The sequence below is a fragment of the Aneurinibacillus tyrosinisolvens genome (assembly GCF_001015055.1).
GTDB classification, from domain to species: domain Bacteria; phylum Bacillota; class Bacilli; order Aneurinibacillales; family Aneurinibacillaceae; genus Aneurinibacillus_A; species Aneurinibacillus_A tyrosinisolvens.
In genome coordinates this window covers 69,166-94,322 of sequence record NZ_BBWZ01000009.1, presented here as the reverse complement: position 1 = coordinate 94,322, position 25,157 = coordinate 69,166, and the positions used below count along the sequence as shown (strand labels likewise).

Annotated in this window: 25 protein-coding genes and 1 pseudogene; 7 read left to right on the top strand and 19 right to left on the bottom strand. The window is 46.9% G+C overall.

Annotation, left to right across the window (positions count from 1 at the left end; genetic code table 11):
• The 3 genes and pseudogenes from larA to MBEAL2_RS10800 form a co-directional block, all read right to left on the bottom strand.
• Window positions 1–1,285: pseudogene (larA, locus tag MBEAL2_RS10810) on the bottom strand (nickel-dependent lactate racemase).
• Window positions 1,286–1,454: 169 nt separating this feature from the next.
• The gene (locus tag MBEAL2_RS10805) at window positions 1,455–1,754 is read right to left on the bottom strand and encodes a YxcD family protein (protein WP_047152317.1); all 300 of its coding nucleotides are present in this window, start codon (window positions 1,752–1,754) and stop codon (window positions 1,455–1,457) included.
• A complete protein-coding gene (locus MBEAL2_RS10800; RefSeq protein ID WP_047152316.1) occupies window positions 1,742–2,173 on the bottom strand; it encodes a hypothetical protein in 432 nt (143 codons plus the stop codon). Before MBEAL2_RS10800 ends, MBEAL2_RS10805 begins: the two co-directional genes overlap by 13 nt.
• Before the next feature lie 193 nt (window positions 2,174–2,366).
• On the opposite strand from MBEAL2_RS10800, the gene MBEAL2_RS10795 reads away from it, so the two are divergent.
• From MBEAL2_RS10795 to MBEAL2_RS10785, 3 genes are read left to right on the top strand one after another with little or no spacing between them, the layout of a single operon-like run.
• Entirely contained in the window at window positions 2,367–2,837 is a 471-nt protein-coding gene (locus tag MBEAL2_RS10795; RefSeq protein WP_047152315.1) for a hypothetical protein, read from the top strand.
• Window positions 2,838–2,863: 26 nt separating this feature from the next.
• Complete coding sequence (locus MBEAL2_RS10790; RefSeq protein WP_047152314.1) at window positions 2,864–3,157, top strand: DUF2653 family protein; 294 nt, start codon at window positions 2,864–2,866, stop codon at window positions 3,155–3,157.
• Window positions 3,158–3,202: 45 nt separating this feature from the next.
• Complete coding sequence (locus MBEAL2_RS10785; protein WP_052947659.1) at window positions 3,203–3,571, top strand: response regulator transcription factor; 369 nt, start codon at window positions 3,203–3,205, stop codon at window positions 3,569–3,571.
• On the opposite strand, the gene MBEAL2_RS10780 is transcribed toward MBEAL2_RS10785, so the two are convergent.
• Window positions 3,568–4,968 (bottom strand): sensor histidine kinase, encoded by a 1,401-nt coding sequence (locus tag MBEAL2_RS10780; protein ID WP_047152313.1) that lies wholly within the window; start codon window positions 4,966–4,968, stop codon window positions 3,568–3,570. The genes MBEAL2_RS10785 and MBEAL2_RS10780 overlap by 4 nt on opposite strands.
• Window positions 4,969–4,978: 10 nt before the next feature.
• Window positions 4,979–5,662 carry a response regulator transcription factor gene (locus MBEAL2_RS10775; protein ID WP_047152312.1) on the bottom strand — a complete coding sequence of 228 codons (684 nt, stop codon included), beginning with the start codon at window positions 5,660–5,662 and terminating at the stop codon, window positions 4,979–4,981.
• Window positions 5,663–5,858: 196 nt separating this feature from the next.
• Here MBEAL2_RS10775 and MBEAL2_RS10770 point away from each other — a divergent pair, with 196 nt between their 5' ends.
• The 3 genes from MBEAL2_RS10770 (at window position 5,859) to MBEAL2_RS10760 (ending at window position 11,630) form a co-directional block, all read left to right on the top strand.
• On the top strand, window positions 5,859–7,205 hold the full coding sequence (locus tag MBEAL2_RS10770; protein WP_052947658.1) for a hypothetical protein: 1,347 nt from the start codon (window positions 5,859–5,861) through the stop codon (window positions 7,203–7,205).
• Between the two features lie 29 nt (window positions 7,206–7,234).
• Window positions 7,235–10,867: a trifunctional glycoside hydrolase family 18/polysaccharide deacetylase/glycosyltransferase family 2 protein gene (locus MBEAL2_RS10765; RefSeq protein WP_236692756.1), complete on the top strand. Its 3,633-nt coding sequence runs from the start codon at window positions 7,235–7,237 to the stop codon at window positions 10,865–10,867.
• Window positions 10,868–11,093: 226 nt separating this feature from the next.
• Window positions 11,094–11,630, top strand: a complete 537-nt coding sequence (locus tag MBEAL2_RS10760) for a DUF420 domain-containing protein (RefSeq protein WP_047152311.1) — start codon at window positions 11,094–11,096, stop codon at window positions 11,628–11,630.
• A 294-nt stretch (window positions 11,631–11,924) separates the two neighbouring features.
• On the opposite strand, the gene MBEAL2_RS10750 is transcribed toward MBEAL2_RS10760, so the two are convergent.
• The 6 genes from MBEAL2_RS10750 to MBEAL2_RS10725 form a co-directional block, all read right to left on the bottom strand.
• Window positions 11,925–12,374 carry a DUF6884 domain-containing protein gene (locus MBEAL2_RS10750; RefSeq protein ID WP_047152309.1) on the bottom strand — a complete coding sequence of 150 codons (450 nt, stop codon included), beginning with the start codon at window positions 12,372–12,374 and terminating at the stop codon, window positions 11,925–11,927.
• Window positions 12,375–12,471: 97 nt separating this feature from the next.
• Complete coding sequence (locus tag MBEAL2_RS10745; protein ID WP_047152308.1) at window positions 12,472–12,684, bottom strand: hypothetical protein; 213 nt, start codon at window positions 12,682–12,684, stop codon at window positions 12,472–12,474.
• 146 nt (window positions 12,685–12,830) lie between these two features.
• A complete protein-coding gene (locus tag MBEAL2_RS10740) occupies window positions 12,831–13,091 on the bottom strand; it encodes an HPr family phosphocarrier protein (RefSeq protein WP_047152307.1) in 261 nt (86 codons plus the stop codon).
• A 41-nt stretch (window positions 13,092–13,132) separates the two neighbouring features.
• Window positions 13,133–15,040 carry a PTS fructose transporter subunit IIABC gene (locus tag MBEAL2_RS10735; protein WP_047152306.1) on the bottom strand — a complete coding sequence of 636 codons (1,908 nt, stop codon included), beginning with the start codon at window positions 15,038–15,040 and terminating at the stop codon, window positions 13,133–13,135.
• A 15-nt stretch (window positions 15,041–15,055) separates the two neighbouring features.
• Complete coding sequence (pfkB, locus tag MBEAL2_RS10730; protein ID WP_047152305.1) at window positions 15,056–15,970, bottom strand: 1-phosphofructokinase; 915 nt, start codon at window positions 15,968–15,970, stop codon at window positions 15,056–15,058.
• The gene (locus tag MBEAL2_RS10725) at window positions 15,967–16,719 is read right to left on the bottom strand and encodes a DeoR/GlpR family DNA-binding transcription regulator (protein ID WP_047152304.1); all 753 of its coding nucleotides are present in this window, start codon (window positions 16,717–16,719) and stop codon (window positions 15,967–15,969) included. Before MBEAL2_RS10725 ends, pfkB begins: the two co-directional genes overlap by 4 nt.
• Window positions 16,720–16,935: 216 nt before the next feature.
• Here MBEAL2_RS10725 and ptsP point away from each other — a divergent pair, with 216 nt between their 5' ends.
• Window positions 16,936–18,660 (top strand): phosphoenolpyruvate--protein phosphotransferase, encoded by a 1,725-nt coding sequence (ptsP, locus tag MBEAL2_RS10720; protein ID WP_439644855.1) that lies wholly within the window; start codon window positions 16,936–16,938, stop codon window positions 18,658–18,660.
• A gap of 174 nt (window positions 18,661–18,834) precedes the next feature.
• Here the strand turns inward: ptsP and MBEAL2_RS10715 are convergent, their stop codons facing one another.
• The 8 genes from MBEAL2_RS10715 to fdhF form a co-directional block, all read right to left on the bottom strand.
• A complete protein-coding gene (locus MBEAL2_RS10715; RefSeq protein WP_052947657.1) occupies window positions 18,835–19,137 on the bottom strand; it encodes a peptidoglycan-binding domain-containing protein in 303 nt (100 codons plus the stop codon).
• Window positions 19,138–19,194: 57 nt separating this feature from the next.
• Complete coding sequence (gene codY, locus MBEAL2_RS10710) at window positions 19,195–19,974, bottom strand: GTP-sensing pleiotropic transcriptional regulator CodY (RefSeq protein WP_047152302.1); 780 nt, start codon at window positions 19,972–19,974, stop codon at window positions 19,195–19,197.
• Window positions 19,975–20,170: 196 nt separating this feature from the next.
• A complete protein-coding gene (locus MBEAL2_RS10705) occupies window positions 20,171–20,404 on the bottom strand; it encodes a hypothetical protein (RefSeq protein WP_047152301.1) in 234 nt (77 codons plus the stop codon).
• A 16-nt stretch (window positions 20,405–20,420) separates the two neighbouring features.
• Window positions 20,421–21,206: a formate/nitrite transporter family protein gene (locus tag MBEAL2_RS10700; RefSeq protein ID WP_047152300.1), complete on the bottom strand. Its 786-nt coding sequence runs from the start codon at window positions 21,204–21,206 to the stop codon at window positions 20,421–20,423.
• A gap of 20 nt (window positions 21,207–21,226) precedes the next feature.
• The gene (locus MBEAL2_RS33590; RefSeq protein WP_269082465.1) at window positions 21,227–21,355 is read right to left on the bottom strand and encodes a hypothetical protein; all 129 of its coding nucleotides are present in this window, start codon (window positions 21,353–21,355) and stop codon (window positions 21,227–21,229) included.
• Window positions 21,356–21,378: 23 nt separating this feature from the next.
• The gene (locus MBEAL2_RS10695) at window positions 21,379–21,603 is read right to left on the bottom strand and encodes a heavy-metal-associated domain-containing protein (protein WP_052947656.1); all 225 of its coding nucleotides are present in this window, start codon (window positions 21,601–21,603) and stop codon (window positions 21,379–21,381) included.
• Between the two features lie 14 nt (window positions 21,604–21,617).
• Window positions 21,618–22,136, bottom strand: coding sequence for a helical membrane plugin domain-containing protein (locus MBEAL2_RS10690; protein WP_047152299.1), 519 nt, complete (start codon window positions 22,134–22,136; stop codon window positions 21,618–21,620).
• The gene (fdhF, locus tag MBEAL2_RS10685; RefSeq protein ID WP_047152298.1) at window positions 22,111–25,092 is read right to left on the bottom strand and encodes a formate dehydrogenase subunit alpha; all 2,982 of its coding nucleotides are present in this window, start codon (window positions 25,090–25,092) and stop codon (window positions 22,111–22,113) included. The genes MBEAL2_RS10690 and fdhF overlap by 26 nt, the downstream gene beginning before the upstream one ends.
• Window positions 25,093–25,157: the final 65 nt, after the last annotated feature.

Genomic DNA, 25,157 nt, shown 5'->3' with positions numbered 1-25,157 from the left:
TCATCTCCCCGAATGAACTGGCTCTTCTACATATGGAATCGTAAGCGGACCGAGCGGCAATACGGCAACAGACATGTCCTCACCGTACTTTCCTGCAAGCTCCTCCAGCGTTTTTTCAATATTTGCTGTGTACTTAACTTAAACATCGCTTTCTCTACCTCTTCCGGAGACAGTGAAGAATATACGTATACATCTGCCCATACCTGGATAACCGCCTGTTTCTGGACCTGCCACTGGTCAAACATTTCAAACTGTTCACTGTTAATCATCTCCAGAATTTCATGCGGATTTTTTCGCATCTGGAGAATGCGCGCATAATTGCCGTGGCTAGGCAGCCCATCAGAGCATTCAGCCGCGCAAATAATCGTGCCGCCCTGTTTCACAATTTTGTGGGCTGCACTCATTCCTTTTACCGCCTGATATAAATTTTGATCGAGTGGATACCCCGAGTTGGATGTAATAACAACATCAAACCGGTCATCCGTCCGGATCATCGCATGTTCTTTGGCGAAGGCGCAGCCTATATCATGGGCTTCATACAATTCGCCTGCCAAAACGCGGGTAATTTCCTTGCTACGGTTTAACGTAACGTTCAGCATAAAGTGAGGCTTGCACATTCCGTTAATTTCCCGGGTCATATCCTGCAGCGGGTTGTCCACCATGTTACCCCATGTCGCCAGCGGGTCTCCTATCATTCTGGCATTGTGAAAGGTTTGAATGGTTTCAATGCCGGCAATCCCCGGCATGATCCCCTTCGGTCCGCCGGAAAATCCGGCAAAAAAGTGAGGCTCGATGAATCCTGTTACAATGCGAAAATCAGCCTCCACATACTCTTTATTCAGGTATACATCGCAGCCAAATCGGCTTCTTCCCACATTGACGAGGGTTTCTTTATCGTGGCAATGGTTGTTGACAATTTTAATATGGTCGACAACCCACTGGCCAAGCATCTGAACAAATTCTTCTTCCGTCTGATCACGGTGCGTTCCGGTTCCGTTAATAATGACAAAATTCTCGTGCGGTACGTGGGACAGTTCATTAAGTAACCAAGGAACAAGCTTTCATTCGGCGTGGGCCGCGTAATATCGCTAATGACGATCGCAACCCGATCCGTGCTTTTTACCATTTCCCTGAGCGGAGGCGTACCGATTGGATTTTGCAATGCTTCCCGGACAGCTTTTTCTTCATCTGCCAGCCCATCCAGGTGTTTTGGCTCAATTATAACTGCACGATCCGGCACTTCAATCGTTAACCCGTCTTTTCCATATAGAAGAGTGGTTTTCATATTCGTAGTCGCTCCTTGTCGTTATGTGCTTTCATCCTCTCCTCATTATAGCGAATTTTCATAATGTTAGATGTGCACTTGTCCAAAATATGTGTACTTATTTATATAAAACCATGTTCTTTCATAATGAAAAAACACACCATTCCGGACGGTGTGTTTTTTCTCTTTATTACCTATTATACAATGCATAGGCATAAACGCCTTCCTCATCACGCAATTCTAACTCAAGCCGATCGGGGTACGCATGCTTATGAAGATGATTGTATAGATAGAAGCGCATGGCCTCTAAAATGTTCGCTTCAATTAAAATTTGTTTGCGCTTCCCTTCGTACACTTCTGCTGAGAAACCATAGTCCTCATCCCAGAGCAGTTCTGCGCTTACAAGGTGCGGGCTAATCTGCCTCTTCTCCGCTACATAAAGGCAAACCGCGTTAATAATATCCTGTTCTGACAGCTTTATCGTCTCCACGACTCAGATTCCCTCAGGTTTCGCTTCTTTTTAAAGAAACGATACAGCCTTACAATAATCATAATCGCCGCAAAAACAAACAGAACATTGACCAGGAGACCAAGAATAGCTCCGAACGAACCAAGGTTGCCGAGCATCCCTCCGAGCAGCATGCCGGCCAATCCACCGAACAGAAGCCCCTTCATAAATCCGCCACTGCTCTTCTTCGCTGTGGAGAGCGGGCTGCTTGTGGACTTGTTCACCTTGCTGGCATCCGAATTATTGAAGCTGGAATTCTTATTCTGGCTGGTACCGGCTGGCTGGTAGCTTTTTGTTCCTGAACGATAAGATTTCTTGGCACTTACCTCGTCGGGATGAAGAAAGCCTCCAGCACCGAAGAAAACAGCTACGGCTAAAAATAACGTAAAGATTTTTTTCATGGATATATCCAAACCCCTCTCTTTAAATCTTGCTGCACCTATTCTATACGGACGAGTTCATAAAAGGTTTCAATTATTTATTCCTACATTAAAGTTTAATGAGAAAAACCCCTGCCTCATGCTTTTATTTTTCATTAAATTTTAATGGTCATTTTCTATAATGAAAAACAAAGGCTAGAAAGGATGATTGTTTATGTATAAAAGAATAATGACATTTCTACTCATAGGCATTCTAATGCTGGCACCGATTCCCGCCTTTGCAAAAGGTTTTAGCGGCGGACATTCAACCGGCCATTACGGCGGGAGTTCGATAACTCGAAGCGGCCACACAGGCGGCTATCAATCAAATGGTTCTTATTCAAACGGTTCTACTTACCATTCCGGCTACCGTTCACCTTCCTCCAATGTTAGAAACGGATCTTACCATAATTATAACAATTCCACTCCAGGCAAGGGCGGCGGCTTCCTGTCTCATGCCGCAGCTTTTGGGGGCGGCGCTCTAATTGGCAGTATGCTTGGCAGCATGTTCCACCCATTTGGCGGAGGTTACGGCTATGGGGGATACGGAGGCATGTCGCAAGGTTTTTCATTCATGGGATTAATCATTGATCTTATCATTATCGTGGTACTGTTTAAATTAGCCCGCCGATTCTTTTTCCGCTAGGCCGGTATAAGGAGGAAAGAAAACAAGTGAAACTTTATTTCTCTGAACAGGATGTTATTGATTCATGCTGTGTATTTGCTGCCAGGCAGCACCACTGCTCTCCGCAGGATATTGACGTAGACCTTCAATTTAACCCGGCACGCGGGTTTTCTGCAGAGGTAAAGAAGGGCTGGCAGCACAGCCACTTGTATGAGCAGGAACTCATTGATTCGATCGCGCTGTACTTATCTGAGTATCACAACTTCGTTCCCGATGGACTGCTCATCGATCTTGTGTTTTCAGAAGCCGATGGGATCGGAGCACTCGTTGACGCGGGATAATCCGCTCTTCGGAAGTTGTACGCAGGTAACAGGAGGATACGCACCATGAAAAAAGTGCTGATCATAGAAAACGAGGAACGGCTTGCCCGTTTTATCGAACTGGAATTAAAGTATGAAGGGTTTGAGGTAACCGTCGTTTATGAGGGGAAGGCCGGATTATCCAGCGCTATTGAGGAAGAATGGGATGTTATCCTTCTTGGGCTTGTGTTTCCGGGTGTACGTGAAAACGAAATGTACAGGCAGATTCGCGAGGTAACGACTGTACCGATTATTATGCTTACAGAGCGAAATAAACGGTTTAACCCGGCTGGTGGAACGGAAAACAAAGGAGAGCTCTTCATTCCGCGGCCCTTTGTTATTGAGGACCTCCTTGCTGGGATAAGAACGCTCCTATCTGGTTTCTCCACAAGTTAATGCTTAGAGGGCAGTTCGATATGGACCTCGGTCCCCCCTAAACTGGAATGCTGCATCGTAACCTCGCCACCGTGCGAGGTTACGATGGATTTTGCAATGGCAAGCCCCAGTCCGCTTCCTCCCCACTGTCGGTTTCTTGACTTATCAACCCGGTAAAACCGTTCAAATATATGAGGGAGTTCTTCTTCATCGATGCCAATTCCCGTATCCTCTACTTTAATATGTATCAACGGTCCGTCTTGATAGGCGTGTACATATACTTGCCCCTCATCCGTATACTTGCGGGCGTTATCCAGGAAAATATCAAGGAGGCGGCGGATTTTCTCTCGATCCATCGCTAAAACCAGCGGTTCGTCCCACTTAAAAATAAGCTGGAGGTGCGCAGGAAATGCGGATGTCCATGCTTTCTTCACTTCCTCCAGAAGCGGCGTAAGATCCTGCACTTCCAGTTTTTCTGTATCAGGTGAGACCTCATCCAATCCTGCTAGGAGGAGAAGATCATGAATAAGGTGGAAAAGACGGTGCGATTCATGACTCATAGCTTTAAGAGCCTCATCCCTTACCTCGGCTTCATCCTTTCCCCATCTCTCAAGCAATCGAATATACCCGTCGATAATTGTTAACGGAGTTTTTAACTCGTGCGAGGCATCTGCAATAAATTGCTTTTGTTTGGAAACGACTTCTTCAATCTGGTCGAGCAGCGTGTTGAAAGCCTTTGTCAGTGTACCAATCTCCTTTGCCGTAGAGCGCAGCGGCAACCGAGAAGAAAGACGGGAAGCTCTCATCTGGTGAATATCAACAATCAGGCGATCAAGAGGCCGAACTCCGATTCGCGTAAGCAAATAACCGCCAAAGCCGGAAATGATGACAGCTCCGGTAGACGCTGTCCCAAGAATGAGCAGGAGGATATTAATAAAATGATTGAGCGGCTCCGCATCCTCTAGGATTTTTATCTGCATTCCCGGGTAAGGGCCCGGAAGCACGAGCACCTGGGAGGCCTCCAGAGCTTCTTTTCGCGTAACGATGTAGGAATCCGGTTCAAATATTTCCCCGTAGTCCCGCACGCTTTCCTCCCGCCATTTCACCCCGGTTACTCTCGCAATCTCAGTGCCATCCGGTCCAATGAGCGAGAGCCTTTGATAGTCATTCTTAAATTTAGTAAGCATCGGGTGCAGGTGCATATGTCCTAAAGACGGGTGAATCGTTAGCTTGTCCGTTATATCAATGGCTATGGCGTTCACCTTTGATTCAAGAAGCTGGTGCTCGTGCCGGTAAACGAGCTGCATCGTCGCCCAATACACAAACAAATTAAGGATGAGCAGAAAGAAAACCATGCCTGCCGTAAACAAAAGCGTCAGCCGGGAAGTTAGAGAGTAAGGACCGAAACGTTTCTTCATCTATTTCCCCCTAGGATCTCCGAATAACATAACCTGTCCCACGCACGGTCTGGATCAAGCTTTCCTGTCCCGGGATATCAAGCTTATTTCGAAGATAACGGATATATACATCAACAACGTTCGTCTCTACTGCTGATTCATACCCCCATACAACATCAAGCAGCATGTCTCTCGTCATCACCCGATCGATATTGCGCATAAGAACAACCAGAAGCTCATACTCCCTTTTCGTTAAAGAAACAGTCTCTCCGTTTCTCTTCACTACCTGTGACTCCGTATTGACTTCAATTCCTTTATGGGCGAGAAGTGGCGGGGACGTTTTGCTTTCCTGCTTTTCAAGGCGGCGAAGCAGCGCCCGCATCCGCGCAAGCAGTTCTTCAATGGCAACGGGTTTTGGAATGTAATCATCAGCACCGCTGTCCAGACCCGACACTCTATCAAGAACGCTTGTCCGCGCCGTAAGCATGATAATCGGCGTGTCTTTTACATTCCGGATACGCCGGCAGATTTCAATTCCATTTAAACCGGGCAGCATGAGATCGAGGAGAATAATATCCCACTCCTGATGAAGCGCTTTTTCCAGCCCGGTTCGTCCCTCATGAGCGACCTCGACCGCAAACCCCTCGTACTGGAGTTCAAGTTCAATAAACCGGGCGAGGTTTTCTTCATCTTCAATAATGAGTACTTTTTTCATCGTAACCTCCTTGGCTTGCTCTCCGAATCCGGCATCCCACACGATACTTGCTTTTTTATCTTAGCACAGAAAAATCCGCTGTGATTCCATTCTCATGAAACTCTAATATTTCTCACACTTGCTTTTTATTTTCTTTCCTTATACTTCTCCTATACAGAAATACAGAAAGATTCAGGTGACACGGGGGAGTACAACAATGGTAAAACAGAGAAGAAAAATAATCACAGCAGGGTTAGCTGCTATTCCACTCCTATGTGCAATTTTTTTACTTCTTTTTAATACAGCTCCAAAAGTTTCCCTGGCTCATGAAGTGCAACTGCGTAAGTTTCCATATCCCTACCACTCCATGCTTGCTTTTTCCTCCGACATCGATGGAACAACGCCTGCCGAATTTGCCCAATACCACCGGTTTCTCAATACGAGAGAACAGACGCCAATCGGAAGAGGATTGGGGCTTGATGTCGGGGACAGCTTCTGGATGTACATGGCGACAAACGATTCCCATCCTTACTACGTAGATAACAAAAAGCACACCTCAAGTGAAGTGATGACCTATTTTCACGGAATCAACACGAACAAAAAAAAGGACAGTACATTAATTAAACACTACTGGAACGCCGGCTGGATTGACAGCATGCACGGATTTGGCGACTTCTCGCGTACGAATCCAAACGATGCGCTATGCAAAAGAAATCTTGCCAAAATCGCCTGGGAGCACATGAAAGAAGACGGCATCCGTCCGGAGATCTGGATTAACCACGGAAATATGGCAAACCGTCAGAACTTCGGATCCTACAGGTCTATCGGATTCTCTTCTTACCAGGAAGGTGATAACAGAAAGTCTCCCTTCTACAATACCGATTTGGATGTAAAAAACGGCGTTCATTTCATATGGGACTCCGTAGGGGAGGAAAAATTCGGCCAGGATAGCATGATTTTCCCCATAACTCTACGCGACGGAAACCGTGTATGGGGCTTTCACCGCTATACGTTCAACCGGGATCACTCCGGGAAGAAACAGTGGGTATGGGGTCCGGCTTCGATCTACATGGAGCTAACGCCTAAACACCTGGACGACCTTGTAAGGAAGCAGCAGTATTCGATTGTAGCCCAGCACTTCGGCGGCGGAAATCACGCTTACCCGTTCTACGGAAACAACATTAAATCCCTCCGTCTGCTGGCAAAGTACTATGACACAGGGAAAATTCTCGTTGCACGCACAAGCCGGCTTCTCCACTACAACATTGCGCAGGAATATATGAAATATTCTTCGGCAAATGAAGGGGGCAACACAAAGATTTTCATTACATCGATTAATGATCCAACTCTCGGATCACACCCGGCAAAGTTAAACGATGTGAGGGGAATTACCTTCTATGTGAAGGATCCAAAGAAGGCGGTTATCTTCATAAACAATCAGTCTGTTCCTCAACAATATATTCAGTATAACGCACCGGATGAAACTGGAAAGCCAAGCATTGGAATCACCTGGTTTGCAGCGAATACGCTCGACTATTCTAAAAATGCACCGGCAGGGTACTAATCTTTTATATTAATACGGGAGGATTCCGAATGATCATCCGTTTCTTACGAAGGCTCTGTTCCTCTTTATTTTCCATACGCTCACCCTATCACATGGCAGCTGCGGGGTCGGCAGGTATATTCCTCGGAATGCTGCCTGCCTTTGGCATTCGCTGGACAGGCTTCCTGCTCGTGCTCCTGCTGCTTCGCTCGAATATAGCGGCTTTATTCATTGGAACGAGCTTCTCTCTTATTTTCCCTATTTTTCACATGCAGTTTTATTCCGCGGGAAATGTAGCCACCGGGATTCTCCTATCATTCCTATTCTCCCCCCTGTTCATTTGGTTTCACCGGGGCAAACGAACGGGCAGGGAGACAGCAGCAAAGAATGGTTTTGTTTTTTACGATGATTCCGGCCGGCGGTGGGCCCTATTAAAACGGTTCTCTTTTCTTGTCCTCTTCCCATCTCTTATTATCGTCTATATCTTTGGCGCGAGCCTGAATTCTGATCCGCTTCTTCCGCAGCTTGCACTCGGGGCAAATAAAATCCACCTGATAAGCCCGATTGTTGAAAAAATAAATGAGCGTACATTGATTGCACAGCTAAAGCAGGAGGAGAAAGTAAATTCGGCATCCCAATTCGGTTTCAACAGCCATAAAAAGCAGGCTCCTCTAGAAAAAACAGGGCAGGGAGAAGTATACGGATTCTATGTCAACTGGGATGAAAACAGTAAAATATCTTTGAAAAAAAACATTCGCTCCCTCAGCGTTCTGATTCCCGAATGGTATCACCTGAATCGTGACATGACGCTGCAGGATGAAAGCCAGAAGGAAATCCGAAACATAGCGCAAATCAACAATGTGAAAGTAATGCCTCTTATAAATAACTTCACAGGCGAAAAATGGAATGATGCACTTCTACATACGATACTTATCTCTCCCGCAAAGCGTACACAGCTCGTCCGCCAGCTGTATAGGATGGTGAAAAGCAACGGGTATGCGGGAATCAATATTGACTTTGAAATGGTAAAGCCAGAAGACCAGGATAATCTTACAATCTTCATGTCCGAACTGTATGCGCAATTTCATGCGAACGGTCTCCAGGTCACACAGGATGTTCCGGCAAGCGATAATGCCTTCGACTACGGTGCGCTTTCTAAGGTAACGGACCGTATGATCATCATGCTGTATGACGAGCATTACCAGAACGGCAAACCGGGACCGATCGCTTCTGCCTCCTGGTTTGTAAAATCGCTGGAACAGCTGGATATTCCCCCGGAAAAACTCATTGTCAGTCTGGGAAGCTATGGATATGACTGGGTAGAAAACAGCAGCCAGCCGGCAGATGTGGTGACATTTGGCGATATCATGCAGACGGCCACTGCTTCAAAGCTGAAAATTCAGTGGGATGAGGCGGCCCAAAATCCATACATGCGGTATAAGGAAGGCGAAGACCGGCATATTGTCTGGTTTTTAGACGGTGTATCCTTATACAATCAGGTGAAAGCTTCCCTGGATTCAGGTGCAAAGGGAGTGGCGCTCTGGCGTCTTGGCTCAGAGGATCCATCCGTTTGGAACGCACTTCATTCCGTAGGTCACATAAAAGACAGTGTACCTTCTCTCCATACCGTCATAAGCCCTGATCCCGTTCATTATTCCGGGGCCGGTGAGGTATTGCGTATTATTTCTGCTGCGAGGGAAGGAAAGCGGGCATTCCAGGTAGATGAAGACGGGACACTGTCCAACGAGTCCTATACCGCCTATCCGGTTCCTTATGAAGTGGAGCGGTTCGGAAAACCGAAAGGAAAGCAGATTGTCTTAACGTTTGACGACGGCCCTGATCCGATATACACGCCAAAAATCCTTGATATCCTGGATCGCTATAAAATCAAAGGCTCCTTCTTTATTGTTGGGGAAAATGCGCAGGTTAGCCAGGACATCGTGACACGATTGTACAGAGAAGGACATGAAATAGGCAGCCACACGTTTACGCATCCGAATGTAGCAGCAGTTTCTCCAATGCGGACAAAAATGGAACTGAACGCTAACCAGCGGTTATTTCAGGAGATGACCGGACACTCCATGACGCTCTTCCGCCCGCCATATGTGGCCGACTCATCCCCCTCCACACCGGCGGAGCTGCTGCCGATTTTGCGGGCACAGCAGATGGGGTACACCATGGTTGGGGAGGCGATCGATCCGGAAGACTGGCAAATGCCTGCAAGCGATGAAATCGTGCGGCGCGTAATGAAGGAACTTCCCGACGGCAATATCATTCTTCTGCATGATGCCGGGGGTGACCGCTCTGGCACGGTGGAGGCCTTGCCGAAAATCATTGAAACGCTGCAGCACAAGGGGTACAGCTTTGTCACGGTCAGCGATTTACTCGGGAAGAAGAAAGAAGAGATAATGCCTCCCATCCCCCATGCGGAGAGTACCTTTATGACGTATGATAAAGCGGTTTTCACTGCGATTTCAGGCTGGCAAAAAGGGATGGCGTTTATATTTTACCTGGCCATTATTATCGGGATATTCCGTTTCGTCCTCCTGATTTTCCTGGCTGCAAAGCAAAAACAGAAGTATCATACCTTGCCTTCGAATGCTTCCTTCAAGCCTTTCGTGAGCGTCGTCATTGCGGCTTATAATGAAGAAAAGGTCATTTGCAAAACAATACAGTCTATTCTGCAGAGCCATTATCCGTCTTTCGAAATCATTGTTGTTAACGACGGCTCAACCGACCAGACTTCTGACGCAGTGAAGGCTTCATTCCGCAGCCACCCGCAGGTAAGGCTCATTACAAAGGAAAATGGCGGAAAATCCTCAGCCGTGAACAGAGGCTTCCGTGAAGCGAACGGAGAAATTATTGTAGCTCTTGATGCGGATACTGTCCTTGCAGCGGACGCCATTGCGCTGCTTGTCCGTCATATGGCGGATCCGAAAGTGGCCGCCGTATCCGGCAATGTAAAAGTCGGAAATATTCATAACCTGCTTACGCTCTGGCAGCATGTAGAGTATGTAACAGGGTTTAATCTTGAAAGGCGGGCATTTGCCGAACTTAACTGCATTACGGTTGTACCGGGAGCCATCGGCGCCTGGCGCAAGCGGGCTGTCATTGAATCCGGCTATTTTCAGGAGGATACACTCGCAGAAGATACAGACATCACATTAACGCTGCTGCGCAATGGTTACCGCATCGCATTTGAAGAAAAGGCTTATGCTTACACGGAATCACCCGCAGATGTCAAAAGCCTGCTGAAGCAGAGGTATCGCTGGACGTACGGAACCTTGCAATGCTTATGGAAGCACAGGGAGGCTCTCCTGAACCGCAAGCACACATCACTGGGCTTTGTTGCACTTCCAAATATGTGGTTGTTTCAGTATATCTTCCAGGTTCTGTCGCCCATCGCAGACATCCTCTTTGTTATGGGTCTGTTCGGGATTCAGCCCGGTAAAACGCTTGCTTTCTACCTTGTGTTCCTCCTCGTTGATTTTGCAGCTTCCCTGTATTCCTTCCGCCTTGAGAAGGAAAACGCCGGTCCGCTTGCCTGGCTCTTTCTGCAGCGAGTCGTTTACAGGCAGCTAATGACCTATGTCGTAGTAAAATCAATCATTTCCGCTATTAAAGGGATTGCTGTAGGGTGGAATAAGCTGCAGAGAACGGGGAGCGTTACAAATCGCTCATAAAATCAGCTCCTGCCGGGTATGGCAGGAGCTTTAATGTTTGCTTCCCCATTCATTAATGGTTTGGCTGTTTCATTTTAGGAGATACTAGTATGTGAAATATGGGAAAAAAATCCGGTTAAATTTTACAAAATAACGAACAATCGATTAAAGATTGTTCGTTTTACTCATTTAAAATGGTGAAAAATAAAACACTGCTGTAAAATAAACACTATAAAGGAGTGATTATGTGGAACACCATCAAGTAAAACAGCGTAATTATACAGCTGTTATCGTCGCACTCACGATTGCCATCAACGCGATCGTTGCCATCCTCTATTTCATGCCGAAATACGAAGGAATGGGCGGTGTAAATCTAACGTTTTTACCTTTCTTAAATGCCATATGTAACAGCTTTACCTTCATTTTCCTAATCGCCGCGCTTGTGTCGATTAAACAAAAGAATATCCAGCGTCACCGCCGCTACATCTTTGCAGCGTTTACGACGACAGCGATATTTTTAATTTCGTATGTGACATACCACGCGCTTGCGCCTAACACACACTACGGTGGACAAGGCATTCTGCGCCCGATTTATTACTTCATCTTGATCACCCATATTGTGCTATCTGCGGCTATCGTGCCGCTTGCGCTTATAACCGTAACACGCGGGCTAAACATGCAGGTCGAGAAACACCGCAAAATCGCACGCTGGACGATGCCACTCTGGCTTTACGTCAGCTTTACCGGTGTGCTCGTTTACCTCATGATATCACCGTATTATTAAAAGGGACTGCCTTACCGGCAGTTCTTTTTTACGCTCACAGGCTAGTATTTAGGAAGAATGAAAGCAGAAATTTGTTCATCATCGACATGGAGCATATAAGTGTAGGATAGGAAGATAATGAAAGTAATCAGGATACATACATAGCAGCATAAAAGGGAGCGTTTTTTTATTCGTTTGTACCGGCGCCTCTTTATCACAGAATGGATATCGATAACATTACCGTATTTCATCATGGTACACTCCCCCCCCTTAAAATTAGTATCGGCTGATTACTTACTATTCTTAACATTTAAATCAGATTTCTTTTCCTTCCTGCACCGCTTTATTTAGCTTCTGCACCATGTAGCCAATTCCTTTGCAATCCCGCAACGGATACTTCAGGCTGTCAGGATTATACAGCTGTTCCACTACCTTTCTGTATTTTTTACCGCCAAGAACGGTAATTTCATCGTAGCTTTCCAGTCCTCTTTCTGCCATTTGCTTTTTCAGGTTATCTATACTTATAACGTCTGAACTTCCCGAGTCAAAAGATAGATCGTAATTTTCCGGTACAATATCATCGGGAAACAAAAAACCGTGTTTTGCCGACAATATGACCCACACATCGAAAAACTGAGCTGCATACGCCTGGCATGCCTTTCCAAACGTTCCTATGTATACTTCCTGCGCCCGCCTGGCTCCAGCTTCAGGGACCCTATCCCATATTTTCTTTTTTCCACAGGGAATAATAGACAATCGGTTCACTTTCTTTTCCCTTCTTTTCTGTTCGAATATATAAACAGTTTACCATATATATAAAGACGGATAGATAGACTATCCGCCTTGTACCTGCCTTAAATTCTTAAGCTTGTGTGTTTGTATCAGCATCCGTTGCAGCTGTGGTGTTCGTTGCGTTTGCAGCATTCGTCGCGTTTACCGCGTTCGTTGCACCTGCCTGGTTATTTTGCAGTTGGGATGCTAACTGCTCAACGTGCTGTTGTTCTTGATTGTCTGTCGCATGAGCCTGTGCAGCATTCAATCCATGCTCCACCGCGTTTTTGTTGTTTGTCGCCATTTTGTAGTCACCTCTCTTTCCATTAAGAAGTATTCCACTCTACCCTTATGGATTATCCATTCCTTTATAATGAACTCTTCATAAGATTAAAAAAGAGCAGCAGCTTCCGCTCACCGGATCGCTGCTGCTCTGTAAAAGCTTTTCTGCTATTCATGTACTTTCTCTAAAACACTGCCTAATTCTTCTAACGCTTCCTGCTCCCTTTCACCTGCAACTTCAAGCGTGAGTTCATCGCCTTTTCCTGCGGCAAGGGACATCACTCCCATGATGCTTTTTCCGTTCACTTTTTTCTCTCCCTTTATGAGGTTTACCTCACACGGAAAAGAGGATGCTTTTTGCACGAATGATGTGGCGGGGCGAGCATGTAAGCCCGTTGGATTCTGGATAATAAATGTTTTTGTTACCATGAAAATAACACTCCTTGTACTTGTTTTTCTGTAAAATGATGCTACTCACTTACTTTTTTCTTTAATAAATTTACCATAAAAGCCGTCACAAGCGTACCGGCTAAAATCGCTACGATGTACATTGGCCAGTTTCCAATGACCGGCAGCACGAACAATCCGCCGTGCGGAGCTGGCAGCGTACAGCCGAACAGCATGGACAATCCGCCGGCAACGGCCGAACCGGCCATTGTAGACGGGATAATGCGTGCGGGGTCAGCAGCAGCAAACGGAATCGCACCCTCTGTAATGAAAGAAGCGCCGAGCACATACGCCGTTTTTCCGGCCTCGCGTTCTTCTACTGTGAATTTCTTTTTGAATAATGTAGTCGCCAGAGCCAACCCGAGCGGCGGGGTCATTCCCGCTGCCATAATGGCGGCGTGCGGTAAATAGTTTCCTTCCGCAATCATGGCAATGCCGAAAGTAAATGCTGCTTTATTAATCGGTCCACCCATATCAAAGGCCATCATTGCCCCAAGAATAATTCCCAGTATAACCGCATTTCCCTGGCCCATGTTTTTCAGCCAATCGCCGAGCCCTGTATTGATGGCGGCTACCGGGCCGGAAACGACATAAACCATAATAAATCCGACAATGAGAATCCCGAGTAAAGGATACAGAAGCATCGGCTTCAGGCCTTCCAACGATTCCGGCATTCTGGAAAATGCTTTCTTCAAGCCATTAACCACATAACCAGCAAGGAAGCCAGCAATGATTCCGCCGAGGAAACCGGCACCTGAAGTAGCCGCCAGCATTCCTCCCACCATGCCCGGTGCAAATCCTGGCCGGTCGGCAATGCTTTTCGCAATAAAACCGGCGAGGATCGGAACCATTAACTGAAACGCCGTTCCGCCCCCAATATCCATTAACGTTTTCGCAAGCGGGTTAAAAGACGGATCTTTCGGGTCGAATGCTTTAATTCCAAATAAGAAGCTAAGTGCAATGATAATACCGCCGCCGACAACAAACGGAAGCATGTTCGATACACCATTCATTAGATGCTTATAGAAAGCAGACTGCTTGCTTTTCTTCTCCGCTTTAGCTGAGGCGATTTTATCCTTGTAGCTTGCGCCGCCTTTATAAACAGGTCCGTCCTGCTTTAGAGCCTGTTCAATCAATCCCTGTGGATTTCGAATTCCCTGTGCTACCGGTACTTCAATAACAACCTTACCGGCAAACCGTTCCATTTCCACTTGCTTATCGGCCGCAACGATAACCGCCTCAGCTTCCTCGATGTCCTGCTCGGTTAACCGGTTTTTCACGCCTCCGGAACCGTTCGTTTCTACCTTAATCGTTACGCCCATTTCTCCCGCTTTTTTCTTTAATGCATCAGCGGCCATGTACGTATGGGCAATTCCTGTCGGACAGGCGGTTACGGCAACGACTTTCACTTTGTTTTCACCGGCGGAAGGAAGTTCAACGCTTTCCTCTTCATCCCCTGAAAGCTCCGTTTCCTTGTCTGTTACAATTTGCAGAAGTTCTTCCTTGCTTTTCGCTCCTATCAGCTTCTGGCGGAACGATTCGTCCATCAGCATCTGAGACAGAAGGGCTAGTGTTTCCAAATGCGCCTGGTTTGCATCTTCTGTCGCGGCGATCATAAAAAACAGGTGGGCCTTCTGCTGATCAAGCGACGTAAAATCGACGCCTTCCTCCGAGTAGCCAAACGCGATACTCGGTATTTTAACCGCTGCTGTTTTCGCATGAGGAATCGCAATTCCTTCCCCAATCCCGGTGGAGCTTTGCGCTTCACGGGCCAGGATCGCTTCCTTCATTAATTCTTTGTCCGTTATACGCCCCGCTTTATCCAACTGGGTAATGAGTTCATCCAGAACCTCATCCTTTGTCTTTGCAGACAGCTGCATAATAATGGTATCCGCTGTAAGCAGCTCAGTAATACGAATCTTGTTTTGCATATGACAACCCCCGCCTTATAATAATCTATCTATCGTAATGGATGGCATAAACTGCTGAATTTTCTCGTGGGTACAGAATCCTTCGGACAAAGCTGTCGAGCTTCCAGCAGCTACGGCGAAACGAAAAGCCGGCTCCACCTGCCCCGTCTGCTCGTACATGTACAGGAATCCCGCAACCATCGAGTCTCCCGCGCCAATCGAGTTTACTGCTTTTCGCTGCGGAATTTGTGCATAGTACGCTTCACGTTCATTCACAAAAACAGCTCCCTGTCCCGCCATCGATACAATCACATTTTGCGCACCTAACACCACAGTTTCACGCCCATACTCAAGCGCCTTCGCCGGAGTATCAACGCTCACCCCGAACAACTCTCCCAGTTCATGGTGATTCGGTTTGATGAGGAAAGGTCTCTCAGACAGACAGCTCCGCAATGCACCCCCTTTGGCATCCAGAAAAATACGAACCCCTTTGCCGGCAAGCCTCTTCACTACCGTCCGATAAATATCATCCGGGATGCTGTCCGGAACACTTCCTGCAAGAACGAGATAATCTCCTTCCGACAATTCATCTATCTCCGCAAAAAGCTGTTTCAACGCTTCCTGTGAAACAGCCGGTGCTACTCCGCTGAGATCCGTTTCGGTACCAGTCTTCAGCTTCACATTAATACGGGAGTCTCCTTCAACAGAAACAAACCGGTGTAAAATCCCCATGTTTTCCACCTGCTGCTGAATAAACGCACCTGTAAATCCGCCGGTAAACCCTAAAGCAATGCTCTCCATTCCCAGTCCCTTAAGAACCTTTGAGACATTAATCCCTTTGCCTCCTGCATCCTTCCATTCCTTCTGTACCTGATGAATCGTTCCCTCTGTAAGCTGGGGAATCCATATGTGATAGTCAATCGAAGGGTTTAAGGTAAGTGTATAAATCATGTGGTCACCACTTTTACATTCGTTAATTTTTGGTACAATTTCCGTTCCGTTTCATCCAGCCTGCTATCCGTGATAATGGTTACCTGCGCTAGTTCAGCTACCTTCGCGAACGTTACGCGTGAAAACTTGTTTGAATCACAAAGCACAAACCGTTCATCCGAGAAGCTTAGAGCAAGCTGCTTCACGTGAGCTTCCTCCGGATCAGGAGTCGTTAATCCGTGCTTAAAATCAACTCCGTTTATCCCTAAAAAACACTTATCGAACCGGTACTGGCTAATGACATTCACAGCTTCCCTGCCTACAAGGGCCAGGGTACCCGGCTTCAATTCGCCGCCAAGCAGGATTGTCTTAATCTTGCGCTTCATTAATTGGAGTGCGATATCAACTCCATTCGTTACAACAATAATATTTTCAGGCAAGTAATCCAGCATATGGTATGTTGTCGTTCCTGCATCGATATAAATAGAGTCTTTTTCTTTAACTATACTGGCCGCATACCTGGCAATGGCCTTCTTTTCCTGTTCATGTTTCCCAGCTTTCTCTAGAACACTAGGCTCTTCCGTTTTGCTCGATAGCAAAGCAGCGCCTCCGTGTACACGCTTGAGCCGTCTCTGTTCCCCGAGTTCAGTTAAGTCCCGCCGAATCGTTGAATCAGATGCTCCTGTTGCCTCGACAATTTCCTGGATACGGACGATCTCTTTTTCCTGCAGTAAATCCAAAATCATCTGGTGGCGTTCAAGTGTTAACATACGGCCTCCCTTCCTGGTTCATTCAAAGAAGGTGTAGTAATTCTCCTGCTTATTTATTATTGTACAATATAAAGCGTTTACAAACAATCATAAATAATCATTAACAATCAAAAATAATCATAATTTCTTGTTGAAAACTGTCAAAAACGATAAAATACAAGTATGCCGCACCATTTGCGGCATGATCGTTCAACGACCGGGAGCTGATGAATTGTGATGTATACAGGAACGGCTGCTTCCCACGGAATTGTCCTGGGACGCGCTATCGTAAAATTGGAAGAAACCGTCACGGCACTTCGCCAGAAAATCGAACCACAGCACGTTATAGATGAAATCAATCGATTGAAAGACAACCTCAAAGCGACACATCATCAATTAGAGACAATCAAACAACAAGCAATGGTGAACATGGGGGAAGAAGAGGGGCGTATTTTCGAGGCCCATCAGCTTTTCTTGCAGGACCCCGAGTTTATCGGGGAAATCGAGGCGAAAATTACAAACGAATTATTGAACGCCGAATCAGCGGTTGCAGATGTCAAGGACCTGTTTGTTGCCATGTTTGAAGGCATGGATAATGAATACATGAGAGAGCGGGCCGCCGATTTGCGGGACGTCAGCGGGCGCCTTCTGCGTAATTTGCTGGGAATAAAGGATACTGCTTCGATAGATTCCGATGAGCCGATTATTATTGTAGCCTATGATTTGACACCATCGGATACCGCCCAGCTGGATAAGGAAAAAGTAAAAGGCTTTGTTACCGATATCGGAGGGCGCACGTCCCACTCCGCCATCATGGCCCGGACGATGGGAATTCCGGCCGTTGTGGGTCTGGGAGATATGACAAAACACACTCAGGACGGTGATTTTCTTATCGTGGATGGGACAACCGGCGAGGTACATATCAATCCTGAAGCTGCACTGATTGTACAGTATGAGAAGAAAATGCAGGCCGATGCACTTCTGAAGGAGGAATGGATGAAGCTTGTCCACGAGACATCTGTAACTGCTGACGGGCATCGGGTGGAGCTGGCGGCCAATATCGGGAAACCGGAAGATGCTGTTGATGCGGACAAGCAGGGTGCTGAAGCGATTGGCCTTTTCCGGACGGAATTCTTGTATATGGGGCGTGAGAAACTGCCGGATGAAGAGGAACAATTCGAAGCATATAAGGCGGTTGCGCAAACGATGGATAAAGACCGTGCCATCGTAATTCGCACGCTCGATATTGGCGGCGATAAAGAGCTGCCTTACCTGAATCTTCCGAAGGAGATGAACCCTTTCCTCGGATACCGTGCCATTCGCCTCTGTTTAGACCGGCAGGATATTTTCAAAACACAGCTGCGCGCGATTTTGCGTGCCAGCAGCTACGGCAACATTAAAATCATGTACCCTATGATTGCCTCACTTCGTGAACTGCGCCAGGCAAATCAAATTCTGGCTGATGTTAAGCAAGAGCTGAGAGAGGAAAAGGTTCCCTTCAATGAAGAAATTGAAGTCGGCATGATGATTGAAGTGCCTGCAGCTGCCATCACTGCCGATCAATTGGCTAAGGAAGCGGACTTCTTCAGCATCGGAACAAATGATTTAATTCAGTATACGATGGCGGCGGACAGGATGAATCCGGATGTTTCCTATCTCTATGATCCATTCAACCCGGCTGTCTTGCGCTTGATTCAGTATGTTATCGAAGCCGCACACAGAGAGGGAAAATGGGCTGGCATGTGTGGAGAAATGGCCGGAGAAGAAGCCGCCGTTCCGCTTCTGCTTGGTCTTGGCCTCGATGAATTCAGCATGAGCGCCTCGTCCATTTTACGCGTTCGCCGCCTTCTCAAGCACCTTCACCATAGTGAACTTAAAGATGCTGCCGCACATGCCCTTACGTTAGAGAGCGGGGATGCGATCCAGGCCTATATTAAAGAAACCATTCTGGACAAGATTTAATAAAAAAAGGAAAAAAGGGAGTTCATTTGGGTCAGGAAGGCCGGTCAGCGTGGACTGGCCCTCCCTTTTTTCTAACACTTCTGACCTTGCGGGCTTGTTCTCTTTTACTTTAAAGCGACATATACTCCCTGTCCTGCTTTTTTGTTTTCCTTTCAATTTCCTCTCTAAACCCCCTTAAAGTGCGCTCCACGTCTTTTGCCCAACAATTCCGTCAGCAACGAGCTGGTGGTCCTGCTGAAACTGCTTCACGGCATTCTCGGTAGCATTGCCGAAGATACCATCGATTGCACCCGGAGAAAATCCCGCGGCAGCTAGATTTTCTTGAAGCTGTTTGACAGCTTCGCCACGATCCCCCTTGCGGAGAATAGGAGAAACCGCCTTTTCTTTGAATACAATCGCGGCTCCGAGATGCCGTGTTCCCTTATTAGCGCTGATTGCCTTTCCATCTTGGATAAGGACGCTTGTACCATTTACCAAACAAAAAAGGAAGCGGTAGAGTTATCCTCTCCGCTTCCCTTCTATTCAAATCTTTGTTTACGTTGTCTTTAACTTCTCTAATGCTGGAAGAAGCTTCTCGTTCAGCACTTTAATATGCGTGCCTTTCATCCCCAGCGAGCGGGATTCAATGACCCCGGCGCTCTCCAGCTTGCGGAGCGCGTTAACGATAACGGAACGGGTAATCCCAACCCGGTCAGCGATTTTACTCGCTACGAGAAGGCCTTCCTTGCCATCCAGCTCCTCAAAAATATGCTCTACCGCTTCCAGCTCACTGTAAGACAGCGATCCCATCGCCATCTGCACAATGGCTTTGCTGCGCGCTTCTTTCTCGATTTCCTCTGCGCGTTCACGAAGGATCTCCATTCCGACCACCGTAGCACCGATTTCGGCTAGCGCAAAATCATCATCGTTAAACTCAGTGTTAATACGAGCAAGGATTAGTGTTCCCAGCCGGTCACCGCCGCCTACAATCGGAACGATTGTTGTCAGGCCATTTTTAAAGATGTCCTTCATTTCAACAGGAAACATCGTATGTGGGCTATCAATATCAAGATTCGCGGCTGTTTCATCTATCCGCAAAAGCTGTGTAGTGTAATCCTGCGGAAACTGGCGCTTCTCCAGCATCTCTCGAATTCTTTCATTGTTTACTTCCTGGGCAATGCTGTGGCCAAGCACTTCTCCTTTGCGGCTAAGAATAAAAATATTCGCTTCAATCACTTCACTTAAGACATCGGCCATTTCCCTGAAGTTCACCGGATGCCCCGCCGTTTTCTGCAGCATTTTGTTAATGCGTCGAGCTTTCGTTAATAAGTCCATAGTTTTTCATTCCTCCTCATTCCAATAAAAGATAACTTTATTTTCAGTTCTTCTTCCCCATTATGGTCTGAAAATTTTAATTTTATTCTATTTATTATTTGATTTTGATTTATGCTGGGCAGGCTTCCATAAAATCAAACGAAAAGAGACGGAAAACAACTCCGTCTCCAGCGAAATAAAGAATACCACATCCTGGCTACTCAGGCAACCGGTATGTTATTTTTGGATAGCTGTCCTCATGATGCTGCCTGACAATATTCCCTTCATCTACAAATTGATCCAAACACTTCTCGATTACTTTGTAGTCTGTTTGGAATATGCTCCCCAGCCTTACCGTTGAAATGGATGTTTCTTTCTTCGTCGACGAAACAATGGCTTCCTTCACAATATTAAACAGTTTATTTTTATCAATATCTGATGAAGTATTCATAGAAAGGCCCTCCCTCCTATTTCACATTTTCCTGAACAGGCCGAATATAGGCAAACCAGTATACGCCGGCGACAAAGATTGCACCCCCGACAGCATTGCCGAGGAATACAGGGATAAAATTGCGGACATAGTCAGCCCAGCTAAAGTGGCCGGCAAAAATCGCGGCCGGAATGACAAACATATTCGCCACAATATGCTGAAAACCGATGGCAACGAACGCCATGATCGGGAACCAGATTGCAAGGATTTTCCCCCCGATGTCCTTTGAGCCATACGACATCCATACAGCGAGTGCAACGAGCCAGTTACATCCTATTGCGGAGAAGAAGGCTTCCTCGAAATTCTCATGCAATTTTCCCTGTGCGATCGCAACGGTTTTCACAAGAAACGGTCCTGTTTCCGTGAGTCCAACAACATGTCCGAAGAAATAAGCTACAAAAAGAGCGCCAATCAGGTTGCCAACGGTAATCCAAAACCAGTTCCACAGAACCAATCCAAGCGGAATTCTTCGTGACAAGTAAGCAATGGGGAGCGCCATCATGTTGCCAGTTAACAGTTCGCCTCCGGCAATGATGACAAGCATGAGCCCAACGGGGAATACCGCCCCGCCAAGAAAAGCGCCAAAACTCCCCCAGTGCGGGGGCAGATTGGCGGTTACTCGAATATCAAGCAAAAATCCGAGCGCAATAAATGCACCTGCTAAAAACCCGAGAACGAGCATGTTTGGAACTGACATTTTTGCTTTGCGAGCACCTGTATCTGCAGCATACTCAGCAATTTCCTGCGGTGTAAGAAAAGCCATGTCATCCCTCTATTCTGTTTTTACTCGTAAGCCTGCAGCTCCTGCCTGCAATTTTCACAAACATGAAGACTCCTTTTTTCTGCCGTTGTCATTTCCGCTTCCTGCGCCTGCTGCTCCTGCATTCCACAAATTTCACATACTTTAATCATGCCGGATGCCTCCTTTTCCTGTTTTAAAACTTTACACCTAAATCATGGGCTTCAAAACCGGTTTCATAAAGCGCCTGCTGAAAATCTTCATACGAAGCCGCCTTCTCGTCATACATTAAGATAATTTCTTTCGTAGGCAGGTTAATTTCAACCTGGCGTACACCCCACACATCCTTTAGCACTTTGTCAATTCTTTCCGCATCCTGCTGCGCTTTCATGTCCGGCACACTTACTTTTTTTGTTACCAATGGTTGTCCCTCCATCATGTGCTTGGTTTTTCATGCAATTCCCTTTTTACCTGTTCATTGCTCTTATTAAACTCTGTACCCATTCCCCGCAGGAAGTTAAGCAAAACCGTAATGGAAGAATTAATTTCCGGTTCCCGCATCGCCCTTACCATTCCCCATACACTCGTATGGTTGTCATTCTGTGCTGTAGCTTTTTCCAAGCCTTGATTCAGCCCATTTAGCAGCATATGGACCTTGACAGGATCCAGTTTCCTTAAGAACTGCATGGCAACAATTCCGTTTTTCATCATGGATGGGATGCCTGCGACATTGACGAACTCCATAGCCACTTTGGCGATGTCAGTCTTGTTTTTAAGAATGCCCTGCATAATATCAAACAGCCCGGTCCTCTCTGCTTCTTTCAAAACATCCAGGAAGGCGATAAGCGACTCTTTATTATCGCTTAGCACCTTCAATATTTCCTGAATCGACTCTGCCTGCTGCTGGGCCTCGGTAGGGATTTGCTTCTTAATTCTGGTGATTGCTGTTGCCATAGTTGCCCTCCTCATTTTTCACCGTATCAACTACAGGAACATATCCTGGCCGGCTCCATTTTTCTTCGACTTTTACACCTACCTGTGGGACGCGGTTGCCAAACCGATGATTTTCCCGCGGCAACGGATTCTCCCCTTCCGGTTCGAGAATCTCCAAATGTACACTCATTTCCTTGTAGTTCGGCGTATGGGTTATGAGATCGTGATAGCTGCTTGTCAGGTTATTGACGATTTCATTATCTTTTCTTGTGTGCATCGGTAAATAGAGTTCGTTGCCCTGAACGCGGTCCGTAATGAGGGCAGGTACATCAACCTGTCCGTATGGGGAAGTCAGCCGCAGGAGTGCACCATCTTTTATTCCGCGCTCTTGCGCAAGCTGCGGGGATACCTCCAGCCAAATGGATGGTACCTTGTGACGGATTCCCTCCGCCCTGTACGTCATGTTGCCTTCATGGAAATGCTCGAGTATCCGCCCGTTGTTCAGGTGGATATCATATTCTTTTCCCGGATGGTAAGGTGGTGTCCAATCAACGGGAATTAATTTTGCTTTTCCATCGGGGAACGCGAATTTATCGGTATATAAGAGAGGCGTATCCGTACCGTCCGGTGCAACCGGCCATACCAGGCTGTTCCAATCTTCAAGCCGCTCATAACTTACACCGGCAAATAAAGGTGCAAGCGTTGCCGCTTCTGCCATGATTTCGCCTGGATGTGTGTAATTCCAGTTCGCTCCTAAACGATTGGCAACGGCCTGAATGATTTCCCAGTCAGGTTTGGATTCTCCCATGGGTTCAAACACTTTATAGAAACGCTGAATGCGCCGTTCGGTATTCGTAAAGGTTCCATCCTTCTCCAGGCTGGGTGCTGCCGGTAGAACAACATCCGCAAAGCGGGCCGTTTTTGAGAAGAAAATATCCTGCACGACGAAGAACTCCAGCTTTTCAAATGCGTTGACTACATGGTTCGCATTGGCGTCAACGATCGCCATTTCCTCACCAAACAGATACATCGCTTTGATTTCACCTTTGTGGATTCCTTCGACCATCTGATGGTTATCATAGCCGGGCTCCTCCGGCAGTTTAACCCCCCATGCCTGTTCATAACGAGCCCGTACCTTTTCGTCCTCCACCGGTTCATATCCCGGGAACCAGGCCGGCATTGTTCCGAAATCACAGGCACCCTGCACATTGTTATGCCCGCGCAGCGGGTACGCTCCTGTCCCAGGACGGCCGTAATTGCCGGTAACGAGCAATAAATTTGAGATCGCTGTACTCGTATCGGTCGCGCCCATGTGCTGGGTTACCCCCATCGCCCACATGATAGAGACGGATTTTGCTTCATGAATCATGGTCGCTATTTTAATCAGTGTTTCTTTTTCTATCCCTGTTTTTTCTTCCGCATGTTCAAGGGTGTATTTTTGTAAATTCGATACGTATTCTTCGTAGCCGTTTACTCTGTTCCTTATAAAGTCCGTGTCATGCCAGCCCTGGTCGATGATGTATTTGGTGACGGCGGACAACCAGATTAAATCGGTACTGTGATTTGGGTGAATATATAAATCAGCCCGCTCAGCCAGTTCATTTTTTCGGATATCGACTACAATGAGCTTTTGCCCAAACAGCTTGTGAGCACGCTTCACGCGTGTGGCCAGGACAGGATGGGATTCCGCCGGGTTGGCACCGATTACAATCGCCAGATCAGCATTGAGAATATCCTTCATCGTTCCCGAGTCACCGCCAAGTCCTACTGTACGGAGCAGCCCGGCTGTAGCCGGAGACTGGCAGTACCTTGAGCAGTTATCCACGTTATTGCTGTGCATAATGGCCCGGGCAAACTTCTGGAAGATATAATTTTCTTCGTTGCTGCATTTGGATGAAGCAATATAACCGATCGAGTGCGGCCCGTATTTTTCCTTAATGCCGGACATTTTTTCCGCGATTAAATCAAGCGCCTCCTCCCAGCTTGATTCAACGAACGTATCTCCTTTTCGGATTAAGGGCTTTGTCAATCGTTCTTCACTATTAACAAAGTCCCAGCCCCATTTTCCTTTTACGCAGGTGGAAATGCCATTCACAGGCGCATCATACGTAGGCTGGATCCTGAGGATTTGGCGATCCTTTGTCCACACCTCAAAGCTGCACCCTACCCCGCAATAGGTGCACACTGTTTTGGTGCGCTGGATCCGCGACTGGCGCATCGCTGCTTCCATTTCCGAAATCATAAAGATTTCTCTATATCCTGGCTCTACTTCTTTGGTTAAATCAATCATTGGCTCAAGGACATCCGCTACGATTCCGGTTAGGTAGCCGGCTTCGCCCAGCATCGATTTTTCCATTAATGCGTTGCATGGACATACGTTGACACAGTGGCCGCACGATACGCAGGACGATTCATCGATTGGGACATCGTTGTCCCAGATTACGCGGGGGCGTTCACGGTTCCAGTCGATCGTGAGCGTCTCATTGACCTGTACATCCTGGCACGCTTCTACACACCGGCCGCAGAGAATGCATTGATCAGGCTCATAGCGGTAAAACGGATGCGTGTTGTCAGGAGGATATGGTTTTGCTCTAAATTCGTATTTTTGATGTTCCAACTGCAAGTGTTCGGCTGTATTGTGCAATTTGCAGTTTCCGTTGTTGTTGTCGCAAACAGTGCAGTACAATTCATGGTTTTCTAAGATACGGGACATGGCTTCCAGCTGTGCTTCTTTGACGACGTCAGAATCAGTAACAACATTCATTCCCTGGGATACTTGCATGGTGCATCCCCGCACTAGCTCACCGTTCACTTCAACAAGGCACGTATCACATGTTTGAAGTGCCCCCAATTGGGGGTGGTAGCAAACATCCGGTATGTAACAATCGTGCGCTTTGGCAACATCGAGAAGGTTCTGACCGGGAACTGCTGTACATTCCTTGTTGTTGATATGGAAGGAAAACAAATCATTGTTCATTTTTCAACCCCACCTCGCTATCCGGTTATTATAACGGAGATTAATCAAGGTAAAGTATTTCCCAT